The 20732-nt window shown below is 48.9% G+C and carries 22 protein-coding genes (1 of these 22 cut by a window edge); 14 read left to right on the top strand and 8 right to left on the bottom strand.

Annotated features, from left to right (window positions below):
* Positions 1-144: 144 nt before the first annotated feature.
* Complete coding sequence (locus NX720_RS08010; protein ID WP_262600566.1) at positions 145-1971, top strand: lysophospholipid acyltransferase family protein; 1827 nt, start codon at positions 145-147, stop codon at positions 1969-1971.
* Here NX720_RS08010 and NX720_RS08005 read toward each other — a convergent pair.
* Entirely contained in the window at positions 1968-2480 is a 513-nt protein-coding gene (locus tag NX720_RS08005; protein WP_262600565.1) for a DinB family protein, read from the bottom strand. The genes NX720_RS08010 and NX720_RS08005 overlap by 4 nt on opposite strands.
* Before the next feature lie 237 nt (positions 2481-2717).
* Here NX720_RS08005 and gcvH point away from each other — a divergent pair, with 237 nt between their 5' ends.
* On the top strand, positions 2718-3110 hold the full coding sequence (gcvH, locus tag NX720_RS08000; RefSeq protein WP_262600562.1) for a glycine cleavage system protein GcvH: 393 nt from the start codon (positions 2718-2720) through the stop codon (positions 3108-3110).
* A gap of 123 nt (positions 3111-3233) precedes the next feature.
* Positions 3234-3992: a HesA/MoeB/ThiF family protein gene (locus tag NX720_RS07995; protein ID WP_262600560.1), complete on the top strand. Its 759-nt coding sequence runs from the start codon at positions 3234-3236 to the stop codon at positions 3990-3992.
* On the opposite strand, the gene NX720_RS07990 is transcribed toward NX720_RS07995, so the two are convergent.
* Positions 3989-4252, bottom strand: coding sequence for a TfoX/Sxy family protein (locus NX720_RS07990; RefSeq protein WP_262600558.1), 264 nt, complete (start codon positions 4250-4252; stop codon positions 3989-3991). The two genes, NX720_RS07995 and NX720_RS07990, sit on opposite strands and share 4 nt — an antisense overlap.
* Positions 4253-4530: 278 nt before the next feature.
* Entirely contained in the window at positions 4531-5088 is a 558-nt protein-coding gene (locus tag NX720_RS07985) for an AAA family ATPase (RefSeq protein WP_262600556.1), read from the bottom strand.
* 99 nt (positions 5089-5187) lie between these two features.
* Here NX720_RS07985 and mrcB point away from each other — a divergent pair, with 99 nt between their 5' ends.
* The 3 genes from mrcB to NX720_RS07970 are packed head-to-tail and all read left to right on the top strand — an operon-like array spanning position 5188 to position 8275.
* Complete coding sequence (gene mrcB / locus NX720_RS07980; RefSeq protein WP_262600555.1) at positions 5188-7545, top strand: penicillin-binding protein 1B; 2358 nt, start codon at positions 5188-5190, stop codon at positions 7543-7545.
* Between the two features lie 3 nt (positions 7546-7548).
* Positions 7549-7959, top strand: coding sequence for a tetratricopeptide repeat protein (locus tag NX720_RS07975; protein WP_262600553.1), 411 nt, complete (start codon positions 7549-7551; stop codon positions 7957-7959).
* Positions 7960-7963: 4 nt separating this feature from the next.
* Entirely contained in the window at positions 7964-8275 is a 312-nt protein-coding gene (locus NX720_RS07970) for a YqcC family protein (protein WP_262600551.1), read from the top strand.
* A gap of 28 nt (positions 8276-8303) precedes the next feature.
* On the opposite strand, the gene NX720_RS07965 is transcribed toward NX720_RS07970, so the two are convergent.
* Positions 8304-9095, bottom strand: coding sequence for a hypothetical protein (locus NX720_RS07965; protein ID WP_262600550.1), 792 nt, complete (start codon positions 9093-9095; stop codon positions 8304-8306).
* Positions 9096-9223: 128 nt separating this feature from the next.
* Positions 9224-9694: a DUF4124 domain-containing protein gene (locus tag NX720_RS07960; RefSeq protein ID WP_262600549.1), complete on the bottom strand. Its 471-nt coding sequence runs from the start codon at positions 9692-9694 to the stop codon at positions 9224-9226.
* 407 nt (positions 9695-10101) lie between these two features.
* Here NX720_RS07960 and NX720_RS07955 point away from each other — a divergent pair, with 407 nt between their 5' ends.
* Both NX720_RS07955 and ilvN read left to right on the top strand, forming a co-directional pair.
* Positions 10102-11829: an acetolactate synthase 3 large subunit gene (locus tag NX720_RS07955; RefSeq protein ID WP_262600548.1), complete on the top strand. Its 1728-nt coding sequence runs from the start codon at positions 10102-10104 to the stop codon at positions 11827-11829.
* Positions 11829-12320 carry an acetolactate synthase small subunit gene (ilvN, locus tag NX720_RS07950; RefSeq protein WP_262600545.1) on the top strand — a complete coding sequence of 164 codons (492 nt, stop codon included), beginning with the start codon at positions 11829-11831 and terminating at the stop codon, positions 12318-12320. Before NX720_RS07955 ends, ilvN begins: the two co-directional genes overlap by 1 nt.
* Before the next feature lie 106 nt (positions 12321-12426).
* On the opposite strand, the gene NX720_RS07945 is transcribed toward ilvN, so the two are convergent.
* On the bottom strand, positions 12427-12792 hold the full coding sequence (locus NX720_RS07945; RefSeq protein WP_262600544.1) for a hypothetical protein: 366 nt from the start codon (positions 12790-12792) through the stop codon (positions 12427-12429).
* Positions 12793-12870: 78 nt separating this feature from the next.
* Positions 12871-13758, bottom strand: coding sequence for an HTH-type transcriptional activator IlvY (gene ilvY, locus NX720_RS07940; RefSeq protein WP_262600542.1), 888 nt, complete (start codon positions 13756-13758; stop codon positions 12871-12873).
* Between the two features lie 141 nt (positions 13759-13899).
* Here ilvY and ilvC point away from each other — a divergent pair, with 141 nt between their 5' ends.
* Both ilvC and NX720_RS07930 read left to right on the top strand, forming a co-directional pair.
* Positions 13900-14916, top strand: coding sequence for a ketol-acid reductoisomerase (gene ilvC, locus NX720_RS07935; RefSeq protein ID WP_262600541.1), 1017 nt, complete (start codon positions 13900-13902; stop codon positions 14914-14916).
* A gap of 235 nt (positions 14917-15151) precedes the next feature.
* Positions 15152-16165 (top strand): hypothetical protein, encoded by a 1014-nt coding sequence (locus NX720_RS07930; RefSeq protein ID WP_262600539.1) that lies wholly within the window; start codon positions 15152-15154, stop codon positions 16163-16165.
* A gap of 66 nt (positions 16166-16231) precedes the next feature.
* Here the strand turns inward: NX720_RS07930 and NX720_RS07925 are convergent, their stop codons facing one another.
* Entirely contained in the window at positions 16232-16957 is a 726-nt protein-coding gene (locus NX720_RS07925; RefSeq protein ID WP_262600538.1) for a phosphorylase family protein, read from the bottom strand.
* Between the two features lie 119 nt (positions 16958-17076).
* Here NX720_RS07925 and NX720_RS07920 point away from each other — a divergent pair, with 119 nt between their 5' ends.
* The 4 genes from NX720_RS07920 to NX720_RS07905 all read left to right on the top strand — a co-directional run.
* Positions 17077-17994, top strand: coding sequence for a glutaminase (locus NX720_RS07920; RefSeq protein WP_262600537.1), 918 nt, complete (start codon positions 17077-17079; stop codon positions 17992-17994).
* Positions 17995-18102: 108 nt separating this feature from the next.
* A complete protein-coding gene (gene pssA, locus NX720_RS07915; protein WP_262600536.1) occupies positions 18103-18924 on the top strand; it encodes a CDP-diacylglycerol--serine O-phosphatidyltransferase in 822 nt (273 codons plus the stop codon).
* A gap of 249 nt (positions 18925-19173) precedes the next feature.
* Positions 19174-20211 (top strand): protein-methionine-sulfoxide reductase catalytic subunit MsrP, encoded by a 1038-nt coding sequence (gene msrP, locus NX720_RS07910; protein ID WP_262600534.1) that lies wholly within the window; start codon positions 19174-19176, stop codon positions 20209-20211.
* A 120-nt stretch (positions 20212-20331) separates the two neighbouring features.
* Positions 20332-20732, top strand: partial view of a BLUF domain-containing protein gene (locus tag NX720_RS07905; RefSeq protein ID WP_262600533.1) — the 5' portion only. 28 nt of this gene lie beyond the right edge of the window; only the first 401 of its 429 coding nucleotides appear in the window; its start codon is at positions 20332-20334; its stop codon lies off the right edge, out of view.

Here is a 20732-nt window from a genome sequence, read left to right as displayed (position 1 = left end):
TGCCCGGCTTTAACGAGAGTTTCATCCTGCCTTAACCATCCTGTCATTTTTTCTGCCTACGCTTGTCCATGTAAGCTGGCTTGTTCATTATAGAGGCAGGCATTTCATAAGCCGGACTACAACCACACTAACAAGGGAATCCGGATGGCTAGCAAACAATCTCCTTTTCGTCTTCCGCGCAAAACCCGGTCGGGTATTCCGGAATTGGCAGCAGAATGGCTACTGGGTTTAAGAACGCTCGACAGCCTTTACAGGAAAAAGGGTATCAATGACTACGATAGCCACCGTTTCCTGAAATGGGTTCTCAATATTTTTCAGGTTCAGCATAAGGTCGTTTCCGGAGGTCTGGAAAGGATTCCCGCTGAAGGTTCTGCGGTTGTGGTGGCAAATCATCCTTATGGTGGCATTGAAGGCATAGCACTGGCTGAGTTACTGCTACAGAGACGTAAAGATGTGAAGGTGTTGACCAACGAGATTCTCCGGCAGATCCCCGAGCTGAGAGAGTTGTTCATTGGTGTCGATGTTCTCAGCAAAAATGCCCGCCAAAAAAACACGGCAGCGGTTGCTGAAGCTCAGCAATGGGTATCCGATGGACATTTACTGCTTATGTTTCCATCTGGTGAAGTGTCCAGCTTTAACAGGCATCTTAAACAGGTGACTGATCCCACCTGGCGGATAACGGCGGCAAAAATTGCCAGACAAGCCAGGGCCAGAGTGATTCCGGTCTTTGTTGAAGGCCGTAATGGCTGGCTGTTTCAGGCACTGGGTATGATTCATTCCAGACTGAGAACGGTCAGATTGGTACGAGAGCTGATCAACAAAAAAGGCCATACCATCGGTTTTCGGATTGGCAAAACCCTTGAGCCCGCCAGTTATGAAACTCTGGATTCCGACAGCGCTGTAACCAACTATCTGCGGCTGCACACTTATGCCATGTCGACGCATAGCTCTGACAACCATAGTTCGGGTAAAAGTCGTTCGGATAAGCATAGCCCGGGCAGTATGACGTTGAAAAAAATTGAAAAGAAAAAAGAACGACCAGTTGAAGGTATTGCCAGTCCTGTTGATAAAACCCTGTTGCAGAAGGATATTGAGCAACTACCCAAAGACACACTGCTTCTGGAAAAGAACGAAATGGCGGTGTTCTGCGCTACAAAACGTCAATTGCCTCATATTTTGCCCGAGATTGGCAGGCTGCGTGAAGTGACATTCAGGGAAGTGGGAGAAGGGACTGGGCTGGAAATAGATATTGACCGCTATGATGACCATTATCGGCACTTGTTTCTCTGGAACAGAAAGCAACAGGAAGTGGTGGGAGCTTATCGTATCGGGCAGGTGGATCAGATTCTACGGGCGCAGGGGCTGCATGGTATTTACTCCCGTAGCCTGTTTCGCTATCACGCTGACTTTCTTCATAAACTTGGGTGCAGCCTGGAGATGGGGCGCTCTTTTGTCCGGCCTGAATATCAGAAAAGCCTGACAGCATTGATGCTGCTCTGGAAAGGGATTGGTGCTTATGTCGTGGCTAACCCCCGTTACAAGGTGCTGTTTGGCCCAGTGAGTATCAGCAGCCATTACAGTGAAATCTCCCGCCAGCTGATGGCTGGATGTCTGTCGATAAACAACTCTGATGAAGCTTTGCAGTCACTGGTACAGCCAACCACTCCGCTGAAATCACACAAGGGTCAGTTCTGGAGTGTGGATCATCTACAGGGGCTGAATGATGTGGATAAGTTGTCAACACTGGTGCAGCAGATTGAAAAAGACAACAAAGGCATTCCTGTCCTGCTTAAACAATACCTGAAACTGAGCGGTGAACTGGCAGCCTTTAATGTTGACCCTGCCTTTAACAATGCGCTGGATGGCCTGATTATTGTTGACCTGACCAGGGTCGATAACCGAACCCTGAGCAAATACCTGGGGACTGCCGGAGCAAAAAGCTTTCAGGATTTCCATCGTCCTGCTGCTTAGTCCGGCAGGGCTTTGTTCTGCTGGTAAACTCTGGTTGCCAGTGCCAGTCCAAAGTTGTCAGGCAGTTTAAAGCCGGTCGGTTCAAGCAGTAGAGTGATGATGGCCTTGTGATGATCGGTATGGTTGTGAAGGAACAGCAGCTCTCTGTGCATATTGCTGGTGGTGGAAATCGTCTGGTCAGCGCCGCCACAAGCCTGAAAATCCAGAGCTTCATACTGATCGTCCAGCAGGGCCAGATGGTGGCAGATCATATCAATCTGTCCCAGGGCTTCATCACAGGATGTTTCAAGGCTGGAATTTCTTGGGCGGTTGTCATAATTGATGGACCCCAGATCCAGCCCCTGAAGAAAGCCCTTATAAAACTCAATAATATGCCTGATCTGAGAACCAACCGGCCCGCAATACTCTGACAGTCTGGCCGTGAAAAACTCGTCAGGGATTTGTTTAAGCAGTTCCGATAGCTCGGTCAGAGCTTCTATGTTGAGTTGGCAAATACGATGAACAGTCATTTTCGATTAGCTGATATGTTGTTATTTAGTCAGTTTGCATAGAATAGTCGCAAATGTATAGGTGGGCAGGGAAAGCTTCCTTTTTATTGCGTGCCTGTTGTATTGGCTGTAACCCGAAATTACCGTTAGAATGCTTCATTTTCATTATTCAAGAACAATATAAAATCCGGACTGCTCGCAGCAGCCAGGGCTGAAAATGGCTGTGGGATGCAGTCCGGGCGACCAGAGGAAAATTTGATGAGTAACATTCCTTCCGAATTGCGCTTTGCTAACTCTCATGAATGGGTTCGGCTTGAAGACGATGGCACCGCGACCGTCGGTATTAGCGAACATGCCCAGGAAGCGCTCGGAGATGTGGTATTTGTGGAGTTACCGGAAGTTAACTCTACTCTGGCCGCTGGTGATGAAGCGGGCGTTGTTGAATCGGTCAAGGCTGCTTCTGAAATTTACGCGCCATTATCCGGTGAGGTCATTGCTGTCAACGAAGCACTCGAAGAAGCTCCGGAAACCGTTAACAGCAACCCTTATGATGAAGGCTGGTTTTTCAGGATCAAACTGTCTGATCAGGGGGAACTGTCCGAACTGATGGATGCTGAAGCTTACGCTGAGTTTGTCGAATCAGAAGCCTGATAAATAGCTGTTTTCTCTGGCGCAGGGCAATCTGCTCTGTGGCAGAGAAACACCTCTTGCTCGACTATCCCTGCTTGATTAAAACCCTGTAGAAAAGCTTGTTAAGAAGGTTCCACTGTTTAAATGATGAATGACGACCAGTTGTTACGTTACAGCCGACAGATTATGCTGCCGCAGGTTGATATTGAAGGGCAGGAAAAGCTGCTGGATTCCCATGTACTGATTGTGGGTATGGGCGGGCTCGGTTGCCCTGCGTCTATTTATCTGGCGGCTGCGGGTGTCGGACAGCTGACCATCGTAGACCCGGACGTTGTCGATCAGACCAACCTGCAACGGCAAATTGCTTTTTCAACGGATGATGTCGGACAGTTCAAAGTTCATGCTGCTGCTGCGAGAATCAGTGCCATTAATCCTGGTATTCAGGTGAATACGGTCACGACAAAGCTGAATGAAGCAGCGTTGACGGAGATAATGGAACAAGCTGATGTTGTACTGGATGCTACCGATAACTTTGACAGTCGTTTTGCTATCAATCGCTGTAGTGTTCAAGCCAGTGTCCCCCTGGTGTCTGGTGCCGCTATTCGCCTGAATGGACAGTTGGCTGTCTTTGACCGCTGGCAGGATAACGCCCCCTGTTATCGTTGCCTTTATTCAGAGCAAGAGGCGGAAGAGCTGACTTGTTCAGAATCCGGTATCCTGGGGCCAGTGGTAGGAACTATTGGCACCCTGCAAGCCCTCGAAGCTATAAAGTTGATTACCGGGTTTGGAGAAAGTCTCAGCGGACGTATAATGATGTTTGACGCTCAAGCCATGCAATGGCAGACCCTGTCTCTGGAAACTGACCCGGAATGCCCGGTGTGTTCTGGAGGAAAGGCGGGTTAACTGGCGGGAAATTGGTCGACCTTTTTCAGCAGGCGCTGTTTGTACTCTTCATCAAGGTCATTCCAGTGCTTGCCGATCAGGGCCCCTTCCATGGCGTAAAGCAGAACTTTGGAAACCTTGAAACCTCTGTCCCTGACCTTACAGTATGCCGCAACAGAACCTGTTTCATGGAGTTGTTCAAGTGTTCGAATGCCCACAGCATTCAACCACTGAACCGAAGTTTTTCCTAAATTTTTTAATTCAATCAGGTCGGTAGCCATATTGGTTCCCTGGGTCAAACTCTTTAAGTCCGATATTAAGGGAAGCAGCAGAACATAATATACCGCTGTTGGCTTTTGGCGGTTGGCTGTATGAGCAGCTAATAGCCAAAAGCCAACAGCCAAAAGCCCGGTAAGTTATTGAATGCTGCGCCCCTAAGTCCGATATGAAATTTTTTTGATATTACGGAATGTCAGATTTGGTTCTTCTCTAATACCCTGTAACTATAGACGTAACTATAGACGAGTCTGCCCGGCAGTCCGGAAATCTGACAAAGCCGCTAGGAAATATAGCGGTAAATGCGTCGGAGCAAAGTTTCCTGCCAGTTTTTTTCTTCCGTGAAGACTTTTATGCACGTTTGTAACTCATTTTTGGTGAGAGCATCCTCCCATTGCTTTTGTTTATGAACCAGATCTTCACTGGCTTCTGAAGAGTCGTTGCCAAGAACTTGTCGCGTTTTTATGCGGTTGATCATTACCTGTTGCGCAGCCTGACATTTGACGATTAGAAAGAGCGTTCCGGTTTCACGGGCCAGTTGTTGCATCCGCAGCCGTTCGTGATGTTTCAGAAAAGCAGCGTCCAACAGAACGGACTGTCGTACAGAGAGTTCCTTAAAAGCCAGTTCATAAAGTTTCTGAAATGTTTGTACAGTTGCTTCCTTTGTGTAGATATCAAGGTTGGCAAGAGAGCTGTCTGCTGTCGGACTGAGTCCAAACAACTTTTTACGCTCAACGTCAGAGTGGAAAACCGGAATTCTGAGGGTTGAGGCCAGAAAGTTAGCAACGGTGGTTTTTCCTGAACCCGACAAACCCTGAAGGCAGATAAGGCATGTAGTCATAATGTGTAGTACTTTTTTAAGTGTTGATTATAAACGAACGCAACTTATTTCGGTTTTATCGGCTTTGTCTGTCCCGTGGATTACGTATAATACGAAACCATGGTAGCAAGTAACAAAGATACGCCACAGAAGAAAACCAAACGCTCTGGGCCTAAGAAAAACCGTTCAACCAGTCAGCGTAAACCGTCTGATCGTTTTCGACGATTAGGGCTGTTGCTTCTCAAACTGGGTATTTGCGGCTTTTTTATATTCATGGCATTTGTCGTTTATCTGGATGCGGCGGTTATACCAAAGTTTGAAGGCAAAAAGTGGGCAATTCCGGCCAAGGTCTATGCACGTCCGGTTGAATTGTACGAAGGCCGTCTTCTAAAACCCGACGAATTGCAGGCACAGTTACGACGTCAGGGCTACCAGCCAGTCACCACGGTTCGTCGTCCGGGAACCTTTGCCCGGACGGGTAATGAGTTCATTATTTACAGTCGGGGATTTCACTTTCCCGACGGCACAGAATCCTCCCGTTATGCCCATGTCCGCTTCAACGTCAATCAGGTTGTCAGCCTGACCAACAGACATCGGCAGCCGCTGCCACTGTTGCGACTTGATCCTCAACCGGTTGGGGGAATTTACCCGGCCAGCTATGAAGACCGTCTGCTTATTCGTCTTGAGCAGGCACCCAAGCATCTTGTACCGGCCCTGATGGCGATTGAAGACAGGGACTTTTATGAACACTGGGGTATATCGTTGTCGTCTATTGCCCGGGCTCTGCTGGTTAATGTTCGGGCAGGCGGTGTCGTCCAGGGTGGCAGTACACTGACGCAACAGCTGGTTAAGAACTTCTATTTGAGTAATGAACGTACCCTGATCCGTAAGGTTCAGGAAGCGATCATGTCTGTGTTGCTGGAACTGCATTACTCAAAAGATGAAATTCTGGAAACGTATCTCAACGAAGTTTATCTGGGTCAGCAGGGGCGACGGGCAATACATGGCTTTGGTCTTGCCAGTCAGTTTTATTTTGCCCAGCCGATTCAGGAGTTGAGCCTTGCCAGAACCGCATTGTTAGTGGGTATCGTCAAGGGACCTTCGTATTACAACCCAAGGCGTTTTCCCGAGCGAGCCATGCAACGTCGTAACCTGGTGCTGGATGTTATGGCAAACGAAGGCCTGGTTTCGAAGGCCGAGGCTGAACGTTCAAAGCAATTGCCGCTGGGCATTGTCAGCCGTGAACAGATGCGTACCAATGCTTTCCCCGCCTATCTTGATGTGGTGAAAAACCAGCTACGGCAGGATTACGCCGAACGGGACCTGACCTCGGAAGGATTGCGAATATTCACCAATATGGACCCAATTATTCAGCGTCATGCTCAAAGCAGCCTGACCCGGACGGTCAATGCCATTAACAAGGACAAGTTACAGGGGGCAATGATCGTCACTTCCGCACAGACCGGAGATTTGCTGGCGGTCGTCGGTGATAAGCATCCCGGCTACGTCGGCTTTAACCGGGCTGTAGACGCACGTCGTCCAGTAGGTTCACTCCTGAAGCCAGCGATTTATCTGACCGCCCTCGAACAACCGGAACGCTACACATTAACGACACCGGTAAAAGACCTTCCGATTAAGGTAGAAGATGGTCGGGGTGGGTTCTGGGAACCGGGCAATTACGATGGCAAATCCCGTGGAGATGTTCCACTCTATGAGGCGCTGGCGAGGTCTTTCAATCAGGCGACCACGCGCACGGGGATGGAGGTAGGCGTGCCGAATGTTTTAAACACCATTCGTCGTCTTGGTGTTGAGCGATCACTGCCCAATTATCCCTCAGTGTTGTTGGGGGCTGCTTCCCTGACCCCCATGGACATTGCGGTGATGTATCAGACCTTTGCCAGTGGTGGTTTCCGGATGCCGTTAAGAGCGATTGATGCCGTGGTGGATGCCAGTGGCAGACCGTTGCGTCGGTACAGTCTCTCGGTTGAGCGGGTGGTCGATCCGGCTCCCATGGAGCTGTTAAGACGCTCCATGGTCAGTGTTATGAAAGAAGGTACAGGTCGCAGAGCTTACTGGAGTATCAGTCAGGATATTGACCTGGCGGGTAAGAGTGGTACAACCAATGATTCCAGAGACAGCTGGTTTGCAGGCTTCTCGGGTAACCTGATGGCTGTGACCTGGCTGGGAAATGATGACAACAGCTCTACCGGACTCACGGGCAGCAGTGGTGCTCTGAAGGTCTGGACTGACCTGATGCAACGAACGCCCATCAGGGGTGTCCAGCCCCTTGCCAGTGACCGGCTGGAATATGTCTGGGTGCAGCCTCAATCAAACCTGCGCAGTCGTCAGGGTTGCGAGGGCGCCAGACTGCTTCCTTATATTACAGGTTCTGCGCCTTCTATGACGGACAGCTGTAGTCAATCAGTCCCGCAGGATGGTGCAGGCTTCTTCGATACCATTAAATCCTGGTTCAATTAATCCATGCGTGATCGTTGTAATAAAGGTTTGCTTCAGTCGTTGACCAGACCCATCATCTTGTTTCTGTTTGCTGCGATTTTGTCTGGCTGTGGAGGCCGGGTTTATTACGCACCATCAGAACCTGTTTTGGTGGGCTCCCCTTACGCTGACCGGGAAGATGCCGTGGGTGTTTTGCTGAATAATGCTTATCAGGCGATTGAGGCCGGTCTTCTGGAAGATGCGTCCGGTTGGTTGTCGCGGGCTATGCGCATCAATCCGGTGGAACCCGCCATCTACTATCACATGGCCGAAATTCGTATAGAGCAGGGCGATCCTGACCAGGCACGGCAGCTGCTTGGCAGAGCCTTGAGCCTTGGGCCGGATCAGCAAATGACCCATAAGCTGGAAGTCCTGCTAAGTTCCCTTGAGAGTTGAGAATATGAGTGTACAAATCATCCGGTTACTGGAAAACATGGAAGCAGAACTGAAAGTTCTGGGATGCTGGCAGGCTATGCCACCGACGCCGGAAGCCATGTCCAGTGAAGTTCCTTTTTGCATGGACACCATGGCATTCAGCCAATGGTTGCAATGGCTGTTTATTCCAAGGGTAAGAGCTATCGTTGATCAGGGTGGGGCTTTGCCAAAAGGTGCCAATATCAAACCTTATGCAGAAGAAGCATTGATGGTTGAAAAAGTGTCTTCAGAAAAGCTGTTAAACCTGGTTGAGCAGTTTGATTTGCTGATGAAGTAACAGAGGGGCTGAAAAATACGCTTTCGAGTTAAACGGAGTGAGAGTGTGAATGTGAGGCACGCATTCTTCTCAACTCCCGTATAGCCGGATCACAACGGCAACGATAAATGATGGCTGCTGCCCCAAAAAAAACAATCCCGGCACCGGCAGCGCCCACCTTTATCTGGGCATTCAGACAATCGTCGTCTTCCTGGCAGGTCGCCATGCTGTAAAAACCACCCATCAATGTCGTAATAAGGGTACTCATGGCGGTACCTACCAGCGTATAGACAGGTACATTGGTTGCCAGGTGCCGCAAATGCTGCAAAGTGCCGGGCTGAGGTCTTCCCGCGGCAATGCCGGCCATTTGTCCCATTAAGGGCTCTACCTGTCCGAGCAGTGCCAACAGGTCATTGGCAGAACCTTCATCCAGATTCTGAACCGCCTCGTAGGAAAACTCCCGAAGACTTGCCATTACATGCTCGTATTGTCTCAACACTCTAGCGCCCCTCAGGTAGGCGTTCTGGTGTAATGCGCTAAACACATGGTGGGCTCGAAAAAAAAGAGGATGCCTGCTGGTCACCTGAGCCACTGCATGTTGACTGCTGGCCAGAAGAGGAGTTGTCTCGTCACTTTGTTGCAATAGAGAACCGTGCGGTGGTCGTGCAGTGCCAGCCCCTGCATGGCAATTGATATGCACCAATAATTGATCAAGAGCCTGATTGCGATTAATGACCAGCGAGTGTCTGCGCCAAAAGTCAATAATGCTCTGTTCTGCGGCCTCCCCCAAAGAAAATGAATTAGAACAGTGTTCACATAAAGCGCTGAGAGGAATGTGCATACCTCCAATCCTGACAGTGAAAAGGGTGACACTAGAATAGAGCATAAAAAGGGCTTTCGTTAAGTCAGAGCCTTCTCATGCAACAGTTTTTTTATGTAACGCTCTGGTGATGCCCCAAGGCCTGAGAGCTATTCGCAGTATTGCTTCATCATTCCCATCAGTCGTTGTTTTTCCTGCTCCTTCCCGGCATCGTCGAGAATTTCTTCCCGCCCATCTTCATGGGAAAGGCGAATCCGTCCTTTTGTCTTCAGAGCGTTAAGGTTGTCCTTAAGCTTGTTACAGAATGCGATGGTCTCAGGGGCCGAAGGGCCTGGAACGGAAGTGTCTTCGGAAACCTCAGTGGCTGACTCATTGGGTGGCTCGCTTAAAGAATCGCCTGATGAATCGTCTGGCAAACTCTCTTGTGCGCTGTCAGAACTATCAGAAGAAATAACAAACTCAGTTTCCATCCCGTCCGGGCCCGGTCGGTCAGAGTAATGTGTCACGCCTTTCTCGTCTTTCCAGATAAACACTTTTTCAGCGTGAATGGCTTCAATATTGACAGTACCGGATAGAGCCAGAGGTAGCAGGAGCAAAAAGGTTTTTATCGGTCCATTCATCCCGTGAGCCCCGTTTTGTGTCTCTTTATTATTAAATGTAAGTGATTTCCGCGATTCTGCTTCGCTATGCTGTTGACTCAAATGGACTGACAGTAAAGAATGGCAACCACTGAAACTATACAGCCAGTAATTTCAGCTGACTATGCGACCATCAGGAACATAAACAGTGGAACTGGTGATAGCATTCCTTGGAGTCAGGCAGTCGTACCTTGCCGGGTCACGCTGCCAGCACTCTACTGCCCCTATCCGCACAGGAATGTTAAGCAGAGACCCGAAGTCCCAGCTGTCGTAGGTGACTGTTGTAGCTGCTACAACCAATAAAAATCTTCGGCAAAAAAGTCTGCGCCCTTTTTAGGAGAAAGACCTGCCGAACTCATTTCTAATGATTAAGCCGAGGAGAAGCACACGTGGAGCTTTTATCCGGTGCGGACATGGTGGTTCGCTCGCTCGCTGACGAAGGAGTCAGGCACATTTACGGGTATCCGGGGGGTGCGCTTCTGCACGTCTACGATGCCATTTTCAAACAGAAAGAAATCTCACATATTCTTGTTCGTCATGAACAGGCGGCTGCTCATATGGCTGATGGTTATGCCAGGGCAACAGGGAAACCGGGGGTTGCGCTGGTCACGTCAGGACCTGGTGCGACCAACACGGTGACCGGCATTGCCACCGCCTATATGGACTCCATTCCAATGGTGCTTATTTCCGGGCAGGTGCCTTCTGCGGGCATTGGGTCGGATATGTTTCAGGAAGTGGATATGGTGGGCATTTCCCGCCCGATTGTTAAGCACAGCTTTCTGGTAAAACGGGCAGAAGATATTCCGAAAACCATCAAAAAAGCCTTTTACCTGGCACAAACCGGGCGGCCGGGTCCGGTCGTGGTGGATATTCCGAAAGACATTACCGACCCCAGCCTGAAGTTTGAATATCAATACCCTGAAACCGTAAAACTTCGCTCTTATACACCGCCCAGCAAAGGCCATAATGGTCAGATTCGTAAGGCCATTGACCTGTTGATGCAGGCCAGACGTCCCATCATTTATGCGGGTGGTGGCGTTATTATGGGCAATGCCGCCCCCCAGCTTACCCAGCTGGCGAAAAACCTGAATGTACCTGTAACCAATACGCTTAACGGTCTTGGCGGCTTCCCCGGATCAGACCGTCAGTTTGTCGGTATGCTCGGCATGCACGGTAGTTATTGTGCCAATATGGCGATGCATCATGCCGACGTTATTCTGGCGGTTGGCGCTCGCTTTGATGATCGGGTGACGAACAATACGGCAAAATTCTGTCCGGACGCCAGGGTTATTCATATTGATATCGATCCGGCGAGTATCTCCAAAACCATTACGGCGGATATCCCTATTGTTGGCCCGGTGGGAGCCGTCCTGGACGGTTTCCTGCGTCATATTACCGATTACTCCGGTGGCCGGGATCAGGAGGCCATTGAAGCCTGGTGGCGTCAGTTAGATGAGTGGCGTGACAGTCGTGGTGGTCTGTTCCCTTACGACAAAGGCGACGGAACCATTCTCAAGCCGCAGCAGGTGATTGAGACCCTGTATGAAGTGACAGGGGGGGATGCTTTTGTGACGACCGATGTCGGTCAGCACCAGATGTTTACGGCGCAATATTACCCCTTCGACAAGCCTAACCGCTGGATCAGCTCGGGTGGCCTTGGCACCATGGGCTTTGGTTTGCCAGCCGCCATGGGCATTAAGCTGACTCATCCTGATGCGACCGTTGCCTGTGTAACAGGTGAAGGCAGTATCCAGATGAATATTCAGGAACTCTCCACCTGTTTGCAATATGACCTGGGTGTGAAAATCATCAACGTCAACAACCAGGCTTTGGGGATGGTGCGACAGTGGCAGGATATGAATTATGACAGCCGCTACTCCCATTCCTATATGGAGTCCCTGCCTTGCTTTGTGAAACTGGCAGAATCTTACGGCCATGTGGGTATTCAGGTCACTAAGTCATCAGACCTGCGTCCGGCGATGGAAGAAGCGTTCTCGCTGAAAGACCGTCTGGTGTTTATGGATATCCGGGTGGATGTCAATGAGCATGTTTATCCCATGCAGATCAAGGATGGTTCCATGCGTGATCTGTGGCTCAGCAAAACGGAGAGAACCTGATGCGGCGAATTATCTCTGTACTGGTTGAAAACGAGCCGGGCGCACTATCACGCATTGTCGGACTGTTTTCCCAGAGAAACTACAACATTGAAACGCTAAACGTAGCACCGACGGAAGACAGCAGCCTGTCCCGCCTGACAGTCACTACCTCTGGTAATCCACAAGTGATTGAGCAGATCACCAAGCAGTTGAACAAGCTGATTGATGTGGTAAAGCTGGTGGACCTGACAGAAGGCTCCCACGTTGAAAGAGAGCTGATGCTGGTAAAGGTAAGAGCGGGTGGACCTTTACGCGCCGAGGTAAAACGCACGGTGGATATTTTCCGCGGGCATATCGTTGATGTCACCAGTTCTGTCTATACCATTCAGCTGGTGGGAACACAGAATAAGCTGGACGCGTTTATCGAAGCGGTGGGGCATGCCCAGGTGATGGAAGTTGTGCGAAGTGGCATAACGGGTATTGCCCGTGGTGAGAAAGTGCTTTCGGTATGATATAGCAGGCTTTGATAGAACCATGCGCTTTTCATCTAAGGTAACGAAAAGCACATGGTTATGTTGTTTTATACCGTTGCAGATTTCATGTTTTCTGAATTATGTATCAGTTTGCCGGGAGGCGTTGACGGATAAGAAGTTCCAGTTGATCGAAACGTTTATCGACGTGCTCGAAACGTTTATCGACGTGCTCGAAGCGTTCATCGACGTGCTCGAAGCGTTCATCGACGTGCTCGAAGCGTTCACGAGTTTCTTTTACAAATTCTAAATGCTGCTCATCGGCTCGTTTGAACCCTGCATGTGTTGCTTCCGCTAACGCTTTTACACAAGCCGTCAGGCCCGCTATATCATGCTGGTTAGTCAAAGCGATGTTTTTTATATCTGCACAGACTCTGGCCAGGCCGTGAACTTCTTTATCAAGGTTATGATGCTGGGCTTCCAGTTTGTCCAGTCTTGCTTCTACGGATCTCATTTCTATCGACATCGGTACAGCTCGTTTTTATTGGTTGGGCTTTGAGCATAGCAGAGGATGGCGCACAGACATCTTCGGTCAGTAAGATTCCTGACACGCCTTATCCAGCAGCGACCAGAAAGCCCTCACCAAAGGGTTTCTGAGTTTTTTTTTCAGAACACAAAGTCCCACGTCGTAAGCCGGTAGCCAGGGTTTTACATCAATGACCTGTACCCGGCCTGATAGCGGACTGTTGTCGACTACAATCTGGGGAACGACGCCAATACCAAACCCCAGGCTGACCATACTGACAATGGCTTCGTTGCCTGCTACCTGTGAATAGATTCTGGGCTTGATATTTTTGTTGGCAAACCACTGATTGGTCCGGTTTCGACTGATGCCTTTTTCAGGAAGAATCATCGGTGTGTTGGTCCAGTCCTGATTGCTGGCAGGGTGTTTGACGCTGCCATCAATGGGAGCGATAAAGACCAGGGGGGATAGACCAATACTGCAAAACGCCAGTTCAGCGGGCAGTTGGTCGGGGCGGGCTGCGATGGAAATATCTTCCTGTCCTGACAGCACATACTGAATGGCAGGTTCCGGGTCGCCGGTATGCAATTTGATTTCAATGCCGGGGTAGCTTTGGCGAAACTGACTAAGAATGTCGTATAAAAAACTGTAGCTGGCAGTCACCGAGCAGTAGACACTGATTTCTCCTGTGAGTTGTTCAGCGGCAGTCATTAACCGGTTACGGATTCCGTCCCATTGTTGCAGAGTGTCTCTGGCGTATTCCTGGAACAATAAGCCTTCCCGGGTGAGCTGTACACTACGGTTGTTTCGTTCAAACAGTAAAACCCCAAGGGATTCTTCAAGATGCTGGATGCTTCGGCTTAGGGTGGAAGGGCTGACATGACAGGCCTGGCTGGCGCGACCAAAATGCAAGCTGTCGGCAAGGCCGAGGAAATGTTTCAGTAGCTTGGTATCCATAGGCTTTCGTCATTTGTTTCATATTTAGGGATACTATTTTTTAAATATATCATTTTACGAAATATATTATGTGGTTTATCTTACGCCTAACGAATTTGCCCTTGCGAACAACTGTTTTTCATAATAAAGAGGAGTCTTCACATGCAGGTTTATTACGATAAAGATTGTGATCTGGCCATTATTCGTGGCAAAAAAGTATCCATCATCGGTTACGGTTCTCAGGGGCATGCCCATGCCAACAACCTGAAAGACTCCGGGGTGGATGTAACGGTCGGTCTGCGTAAAGGCTCCGCCTCCTGGGAAAAAGCGGCTTCTGCCGGTCTGGCAGTGCTGGAAGTGCCGGCTGCTGTTGAGCAGGCTGATGTCGTAATGATCCTGACACCCGATGAATTCCAGTCTCAGCTTTACAAAGAGCAGATTGAACCGAATTTGCGTGAAGGCGCCACCCTGGCTTTCGCCCATGGTTTCTCGATTCATTACAACCAGATTGTGCCCCGCGAAGATCTGGACGTGATTATGATCGCGCCTAAGGCTCCGGGTCACACCGTCCGTTCCGAATTTGTTAAAGGCGGTGGTATCCCTGATCTGGTGGCAGTGTTCCAGAACGCTTCCGGTAAAGCTAAAGAAGTGGCTTTGTCTTACGCTTCCGGTGTTGGTGGCGGTCGTACCGGTATCATTGAAACCACCTTTAAGGACGAAACTGAAACCGACCTGTTTGGTGAACAGGCGGTTCTTTGTGGTGGTGCTGTTGAACTGGTAAAGGCGGGTTTTGAAACCCTGACTGAAGCCGGTTACTCCCCGGAAATGGCTTATTTCGAATGCCTGCACGAACTGAAGCTGATTGTTGACCTGATGTACGAAGGTGGCATCGCCAATATGAACTACTCCATCTCCAATAATGCGGAGTATGGTGAGTATGTAACAGGACCGAAGGTTATTAACGAACAATCCCGTCAGGCCATGCGCGAATGCCTGAAGGACATTCAGAACGGCGAATACGCTAAAAAGTTTATTGTTGAAGGGGCGACCAACTACCCGTCCATGACTGCTTATCGTCGCAACAATGCAGCGCACCCTATTGAGCAGGTAGGTAGCAAACTGCGTGAGATGATGCCCTGGATTACTGCGAACCAGCTGGTCGATAAGACGAAAAATTAATCATTTACCTACCTTCCCGGCTCTTGCTCATTCGCCGCAAGGGCTGGTTATTTATGGCTAACTGATGAATGTTGAGGTGTTGAGTAGAAACTACCCTGAAAGTCACTACAGTTACTCAGGGGTAAATAAGCTTACTTTTTTGTAAATTCAGAGTGAAGCCCGTAGCTTTTAATTCTGTTTTTCGAGGCTTATTTGCTGATCAGTTGAGTGGCTTGATAATCAGGAGCTTTAAAGAATGATCTCAAAAAGGCCATTAAGTTTCATCCTGCTTCGACTTTTCCAAAGAAATGTATTAAGTGTCTTTTTTCTTTTGTTAGTCTATGTATTTCCTGCTTCAGGAGCATCTCAGTCCTCAGGGCAAAAAAAATTGCCCGATTCTCATATGTTTCACAATGAATCCAACCATACCTATACAATTCAAGAGGTAACAACGAGCGGTCACGACCATGATGATCACGACCATGAACACAGTCATAGCCATGAGGGCAGCTTAGCTTTTCCCATTATTATGTGGAGTTTGGAAACGTCTCACATTCTGATTACCTTACAGGGGGGGCAGGTAGGCTGGAAAACTCTGGTGACTGCTCTTGGCTTAGGTGGCTTGTCTGCTACAGCGGTGAATCTTGCTTCCTGGTATGAGGGCAACAAGGTTTCTGAGGGGCTGAAAGATTTATGTGATTTGGCAGGGCATTGCGCTATCGCGTATATTGCTTTCAAAGAGTTTCAGGGCGTCAGTGCTAGTTATTCCAAAATCGGGGACCCTGATTCACAGCAGCTGATTCCCTCCAGCCCGAACCCTCTGGTTATGGTCTTAGGTTCTGCAATGCACTTTATGAAAGCCGCTGCGCTTTCAGCACCCGCTGTTATAGAGAAAGACAGCGTAGGTGCTTTTTTTACTCCTGCGATTCCGATTGTTAGTGTAATAGCGGCCTATTTTTTAGGTAAACGGGCAGTAGCACTTTCTGATCCTAAGAAAAAGATAGCGTACCTTATAGCAGGATCAGGAATGTTGGTGATAGGTACGCTTCCCGGAGTTGCTGCTGCTGTCAACACGCTGGGAGAGCATATCTATTTTGATCGTACAATCGTTCAACTGGCTGATGAAAGCAGACCGTGGCAGGCTCAGGTAATGCATACAATAGGCTTGGAAAGAGTAACCGTAGGAACACTGACTGCGATGACGCTTTTTGTTGCTTACAGCCTCTACACTCTACTGCCTGAGCGCTTTCACCTTCACCATCATCATTAGAGTGCCAGATGTTATGGCTATTCCCGACTTTATGAAAAAAGGCGAGAGTAGCCAGGGGCAGGTTTTTTAACAAGCTAATTTGGCTTCGCTGCTCAATACATCCAGCAATTTGAAAACATGCTGTTGCAATAACTCTGAGGCTTTGGCCAGATTAGCCAGAAATTGTTCAGCTGTCGTACATTCCTCATCGACCAGGTCGGTAACGGATTTAACAGCAAGCAACGGTGTCTTATACATTTTTGCAACCGCTGCAATAGCCGCTGCTTCCATCTCTTTTGCTACCAGAGGTTCTTCACGTAGAATGGCTTCGTCGGTCGGGCTCATGTCCAGAGAGTTGCCTGTGCATACAACGGCTCCCTTTAGTCCAAGCCGATTTGCATAATCCAGGGCTAATGCGGATTCATAGCTGCCATCACCGTAGGCAAAGTAGTCTTCTCCCAGGGGAATTCGGCGGTCGAAATAACGGATTTTTTCACCCATGTAAACGTCACCAATTGCACTACCCTTGTCTTTAAAGGCACCGCAGGTTCCCGCGTTAATCAGCAGGTCAGGTGTGAACTGACGAATGGCTTCTAAAGTGGTAATGGTTGCTGGCTGAGTTCCAACAGACTCTACGTTATATTCACGATCAGTGCCGTTTACGACCAGAGAAATATCCAGGCCTTTATAGTTCCCTTGAAATGCCTGACAGGTGAGCACCGGGTCTTGCATTTTAACTTCAGACAGGTTCAGGTGTTTGATAATAGGAGCCGCTTCCTGCTTCATGGCGACGATCATGGTAATACGCTGCATAGGATTCCTTAATCTGTTTTAATCCGGGCAAGCCTATATTTTCAAGTTATATAAAAAATATTGAACTACGTATTTCTATTGTTATTTCTTAGCAGTCTTAGACTGAGGATCACAGAAGAATGGAGAACATCCAGAATGTACTGGCATCTTTGCCAGAGGTTGTTGCTGACGCTTTTGGCCAGGGTAAGCCAGCAGGCTATATACCGGCACTGTCGCAGGTGGACCCCGGCAAGTTCGGAATGGCAATCAGTACGGTTAATGGCGATGACTTTGTGATTGGCGATGCTGATGAGTTCTTTTCAATCCAGAGTATTTCCAAGGTATTCAACCTGAGCCTTGCCATGCACTATGCCGGTGAAGACCTGTTTAAGCGTGTTGGTGTAGAGCCCTCGGGAACCACGTTCAACTCGTTATCCCAGCTTGAGTATGAAAACGGTATTCCCCGTAACCCCTTTATCAATGCCGGTGCGCTGGTGGTAACCGATGCATTGCTGGAGTTCGTGAAATCCCCCAAACGGGACTTTCTTGATTTTGTACGAGGTCTGTCTAATAACATTGACGTACATTACGATGAAGAAGTGTTTCGTTCTGAATACGACAATGGTCAGCGAAATGCGGCACTGGCAAACTACCTGAAAAGCTTTGGCAACCTGGATAACCATATTTCCCGTGTACTGGATTTCTATTTTTACCAGTGTTCAGTGTCCATGAGCTGTCGTGATCTTGCCCGGGCTTTCCGTTTTCTGGCTCAGGATGGTCGGCATCCTTATAAGGATGAGCAAGTGGTTTCCCGGTTGCAGGCACGCAGAATTAACTCCCTGATGATGACCTGTGGCACTTATGACGAAGCGGGTGAGTTTGCGTTTAAAGTAGGACTTCCGTGTAAGAGTGGAGTAGGGGGAGGCATTGTTGCGGTCATTCCGGGTGAAATGTCGGTCTGTGTCTGGAGTCCGGAACTCGGGCCAAAAGGTAATTCAATCGTTGGGATGGAAGCGCTGAAATACTTTGCCCGGAAAGCCGGGCGCTCAATATTCTGATTTTACAGCTTATGGCTGTTTGGTTGACTTGTGCTAAATACAGCATAGAGGCAAATCGTGGTAAAGTGATGAACTTTATTAACTGCTGTTACATGAGCTGATTTTGCAATGACCGAAAGACCGGAACGACCCGAAGATAGCGGTAATGCGGTTGACGGGATGTTTCCTGTCGATGAGCATTTTGAAGAAGTGGTCGAGGGTGGGCAGACCGTCCGTCACAAAGGCATTTATATTCTTCCCAACCTGTTTACCACTGGTAACCTGTTTTGTGGTTTTTACGCTATTATCAGTGCCCAGGCAGGCTTTTACGCCGCTGCCTGTATCGCTGTATTTGTGGCAATGGTGCTGGACGGACTGGATGGTCGCGTTGCCCGCATGACCAACACCCAGAGTAAGTTTGGTGAGCAGTATGACAGCCTGGCCGACATGGTCACTTTTGGTGTAGCACCCGCCATGGTGGCGTACAGCTGGGCTTTGAAAGACATGGGCAAAGTTGGCTGGGTGGTAGCCTTTATCTATGCGGCTTGTGCGGCTATACGCCTGGCTCGCTTCAACGCACAGATTGAAGAGACTGACAGCCGCTACTTTACTGGTCTCGCCAGCCCGGCAGCCGCCGCTTTGGTCGTTGGTATGGTATGGGCATTGAGTGACTTTGGTATCGATGGTGAAAGTACGGTGCTGGTGGCAGTTCTGGCAATCCTGATTACAGGCGGCGCAGGGATACTGATGGTCAGTAATATTCAATACCACAGTTTTAAGAAAATAGACCTGCGTGGACGAGTGCACTTTATTTTTCTGCTGGTGATGGTACTCGTATTCGCTGTTGTATCGACCGATCCTCCCCGTGTACTGATGCTGGTTTTTCTTGCTTATGCCTGCTCTGGTCCTGTGACTGCCCTCATGCGAATGGGTAAGCATGAACAGCCCTGAGCATAAACAGCCCTGAGCATAAACAGCCCTGAGCATAAACAGCCCTGAGCATAAACAGCCCTGAGCGAATGAAAAAAGAAAGCTGATTCGAACGGATATTCTGTCAATAAGATCCAATAAAAACGCCGTCACCTGATGGCGTTTTTATTGCCTGTCACTTTCACAGGGAGATGATGGGCTGCTGGACAGTTGATAGCGTTGTCAGTAGCGTAGGGTGTTACGGTCAGCGGATAGCTTTGGTCAATGACAATGCTAATAAAAACGAAAAGAGTCAGTGATGTAAGCAGTAGTGAGATTACTTCAGAATCTATTTACCAGCAGCGCCGGGAGTTTCTGAAAAAATCAGGACAGTTTGCCTTTGCTGGCTTAGGGTTGGCGCTGACTGGCTGCTCGGATGCTTCTGAAAAAGCCGCTGTTTCTGCTACCAGTGACTATCAGGACATTCCCCAGCTACCTGCATCAGAGTGGTTAAAAGAAAAAGTGGCCACCTATAAACGCAGCGATTTTGTCACCGCTGAAAAACTCACGCCTTATGCCAATGTGACTCAATACAATAACTTTTATGAGTTTGGCTATGAAAAAACTGATCCAGCGGACTATGCAAAAGATTTTGTCACCGATCCATGGTCGGTGGTGATTGAAGGCGAGGTGGAGAAACCCGGTATCTATCATCTTGAAGACCTGCTCAGACCGGAAGCCATGGAAGAACGCATTTACCGGCTACGCTGCGTTGAGGCATGGTCGATGGTTATTCCCTGGGTTGGGTTTTCTCTGGCGGCTATGCTTAAGCGCTTACAGCCGACTTCAAAAGCAAAGTTTGTAGAATTCACGACCTTATATGACCCGAAACAGATGCCCGGACAGAAGTCTCCCTTCAGTGCTATTCAGTACCCTTATGTTGAAGGTTTGAGAATAGATGAGGCCATGAACCCACTGTCGTTTATGGCCGTGGGTGTTTATGGCAAGACACTGCCGCCACAGAATGGTGCGCCCATAAGGCTGGTGGTGCCCTGGAAGTATGGTTTCAAAAGCATCAAGTCCATCGTCAAAATCCGTTTTATAGAAACGATGCCAAACACAACCTGGGCGTTGTCTGCGCCTGGGGAGTATGGTTTTTATGCCAATGTGAACCCGAATGTCAGCCATCCCCGCTGGAGTCAGGCGTCAGAACGACGCCTGCCCGCTACCCTGTTAAGCCCGAACCGCAGAGATACGCTGATGTTTAATGGTTACGCCGATGAAGTGGCTCACCTGTATAAAGGCATGGATTTACAGCGGTTCTATTGACGTCCCGGGCAGCTGTGCAGGCAATAATAGCTCCTTGTTTTTTTTTATTGCCTCTTTATATTAATTCTTATGGATGTATAAATTTTTAACAGGAAAGTAGAAACTAAGAGGGAAACAAGAATGCATCTCATTATTTATACCAGTCGCTATACCGGCGACGCTTCTCACATTGATAACGATCTGGTCACTATTACCCAAACAGCCAAAAATAATAATCCTGCCCTTAACATTACCGGGCTATTGTTTTACCACAATCAACAGTTTTTGCAGGTTATCGAAGGCGAGCAGTCCGACCTGGAAAGTTTAATGGCTACCGTGACTGCTGATCAACGGCATGAAGAGGTGGTTCGTATTGTCGATCAGGAAGTGCCAGAGCGTGGCTTCAGCGAGTGGAATATGGACAGTTTTAATCTGTCTGAACACCAGCAGCTCTCACCCGGCCAGCTACAGGCCATTAAAGAACTGTATAAGGAAAACTTTGCGATGCAATCCGATACGATTGTTGATTTCTATAAATCGAT

Source organism: Endozoicomonas euniceicola (assembly GCF_025562755.1).
GTDB classification, from domain to species: Bacteria; Pseudomonadota; Gammaproteobacteria; order Pseudomonadales; family Endozoicomonadaceae; genus Endozoicomonas_A; species Endozoicomonas_A euniceicola.
Note: the sequence above shows the minus strand (reverse complement) of the source record. Positions and strands in the feature narration are given on the sequence as shown.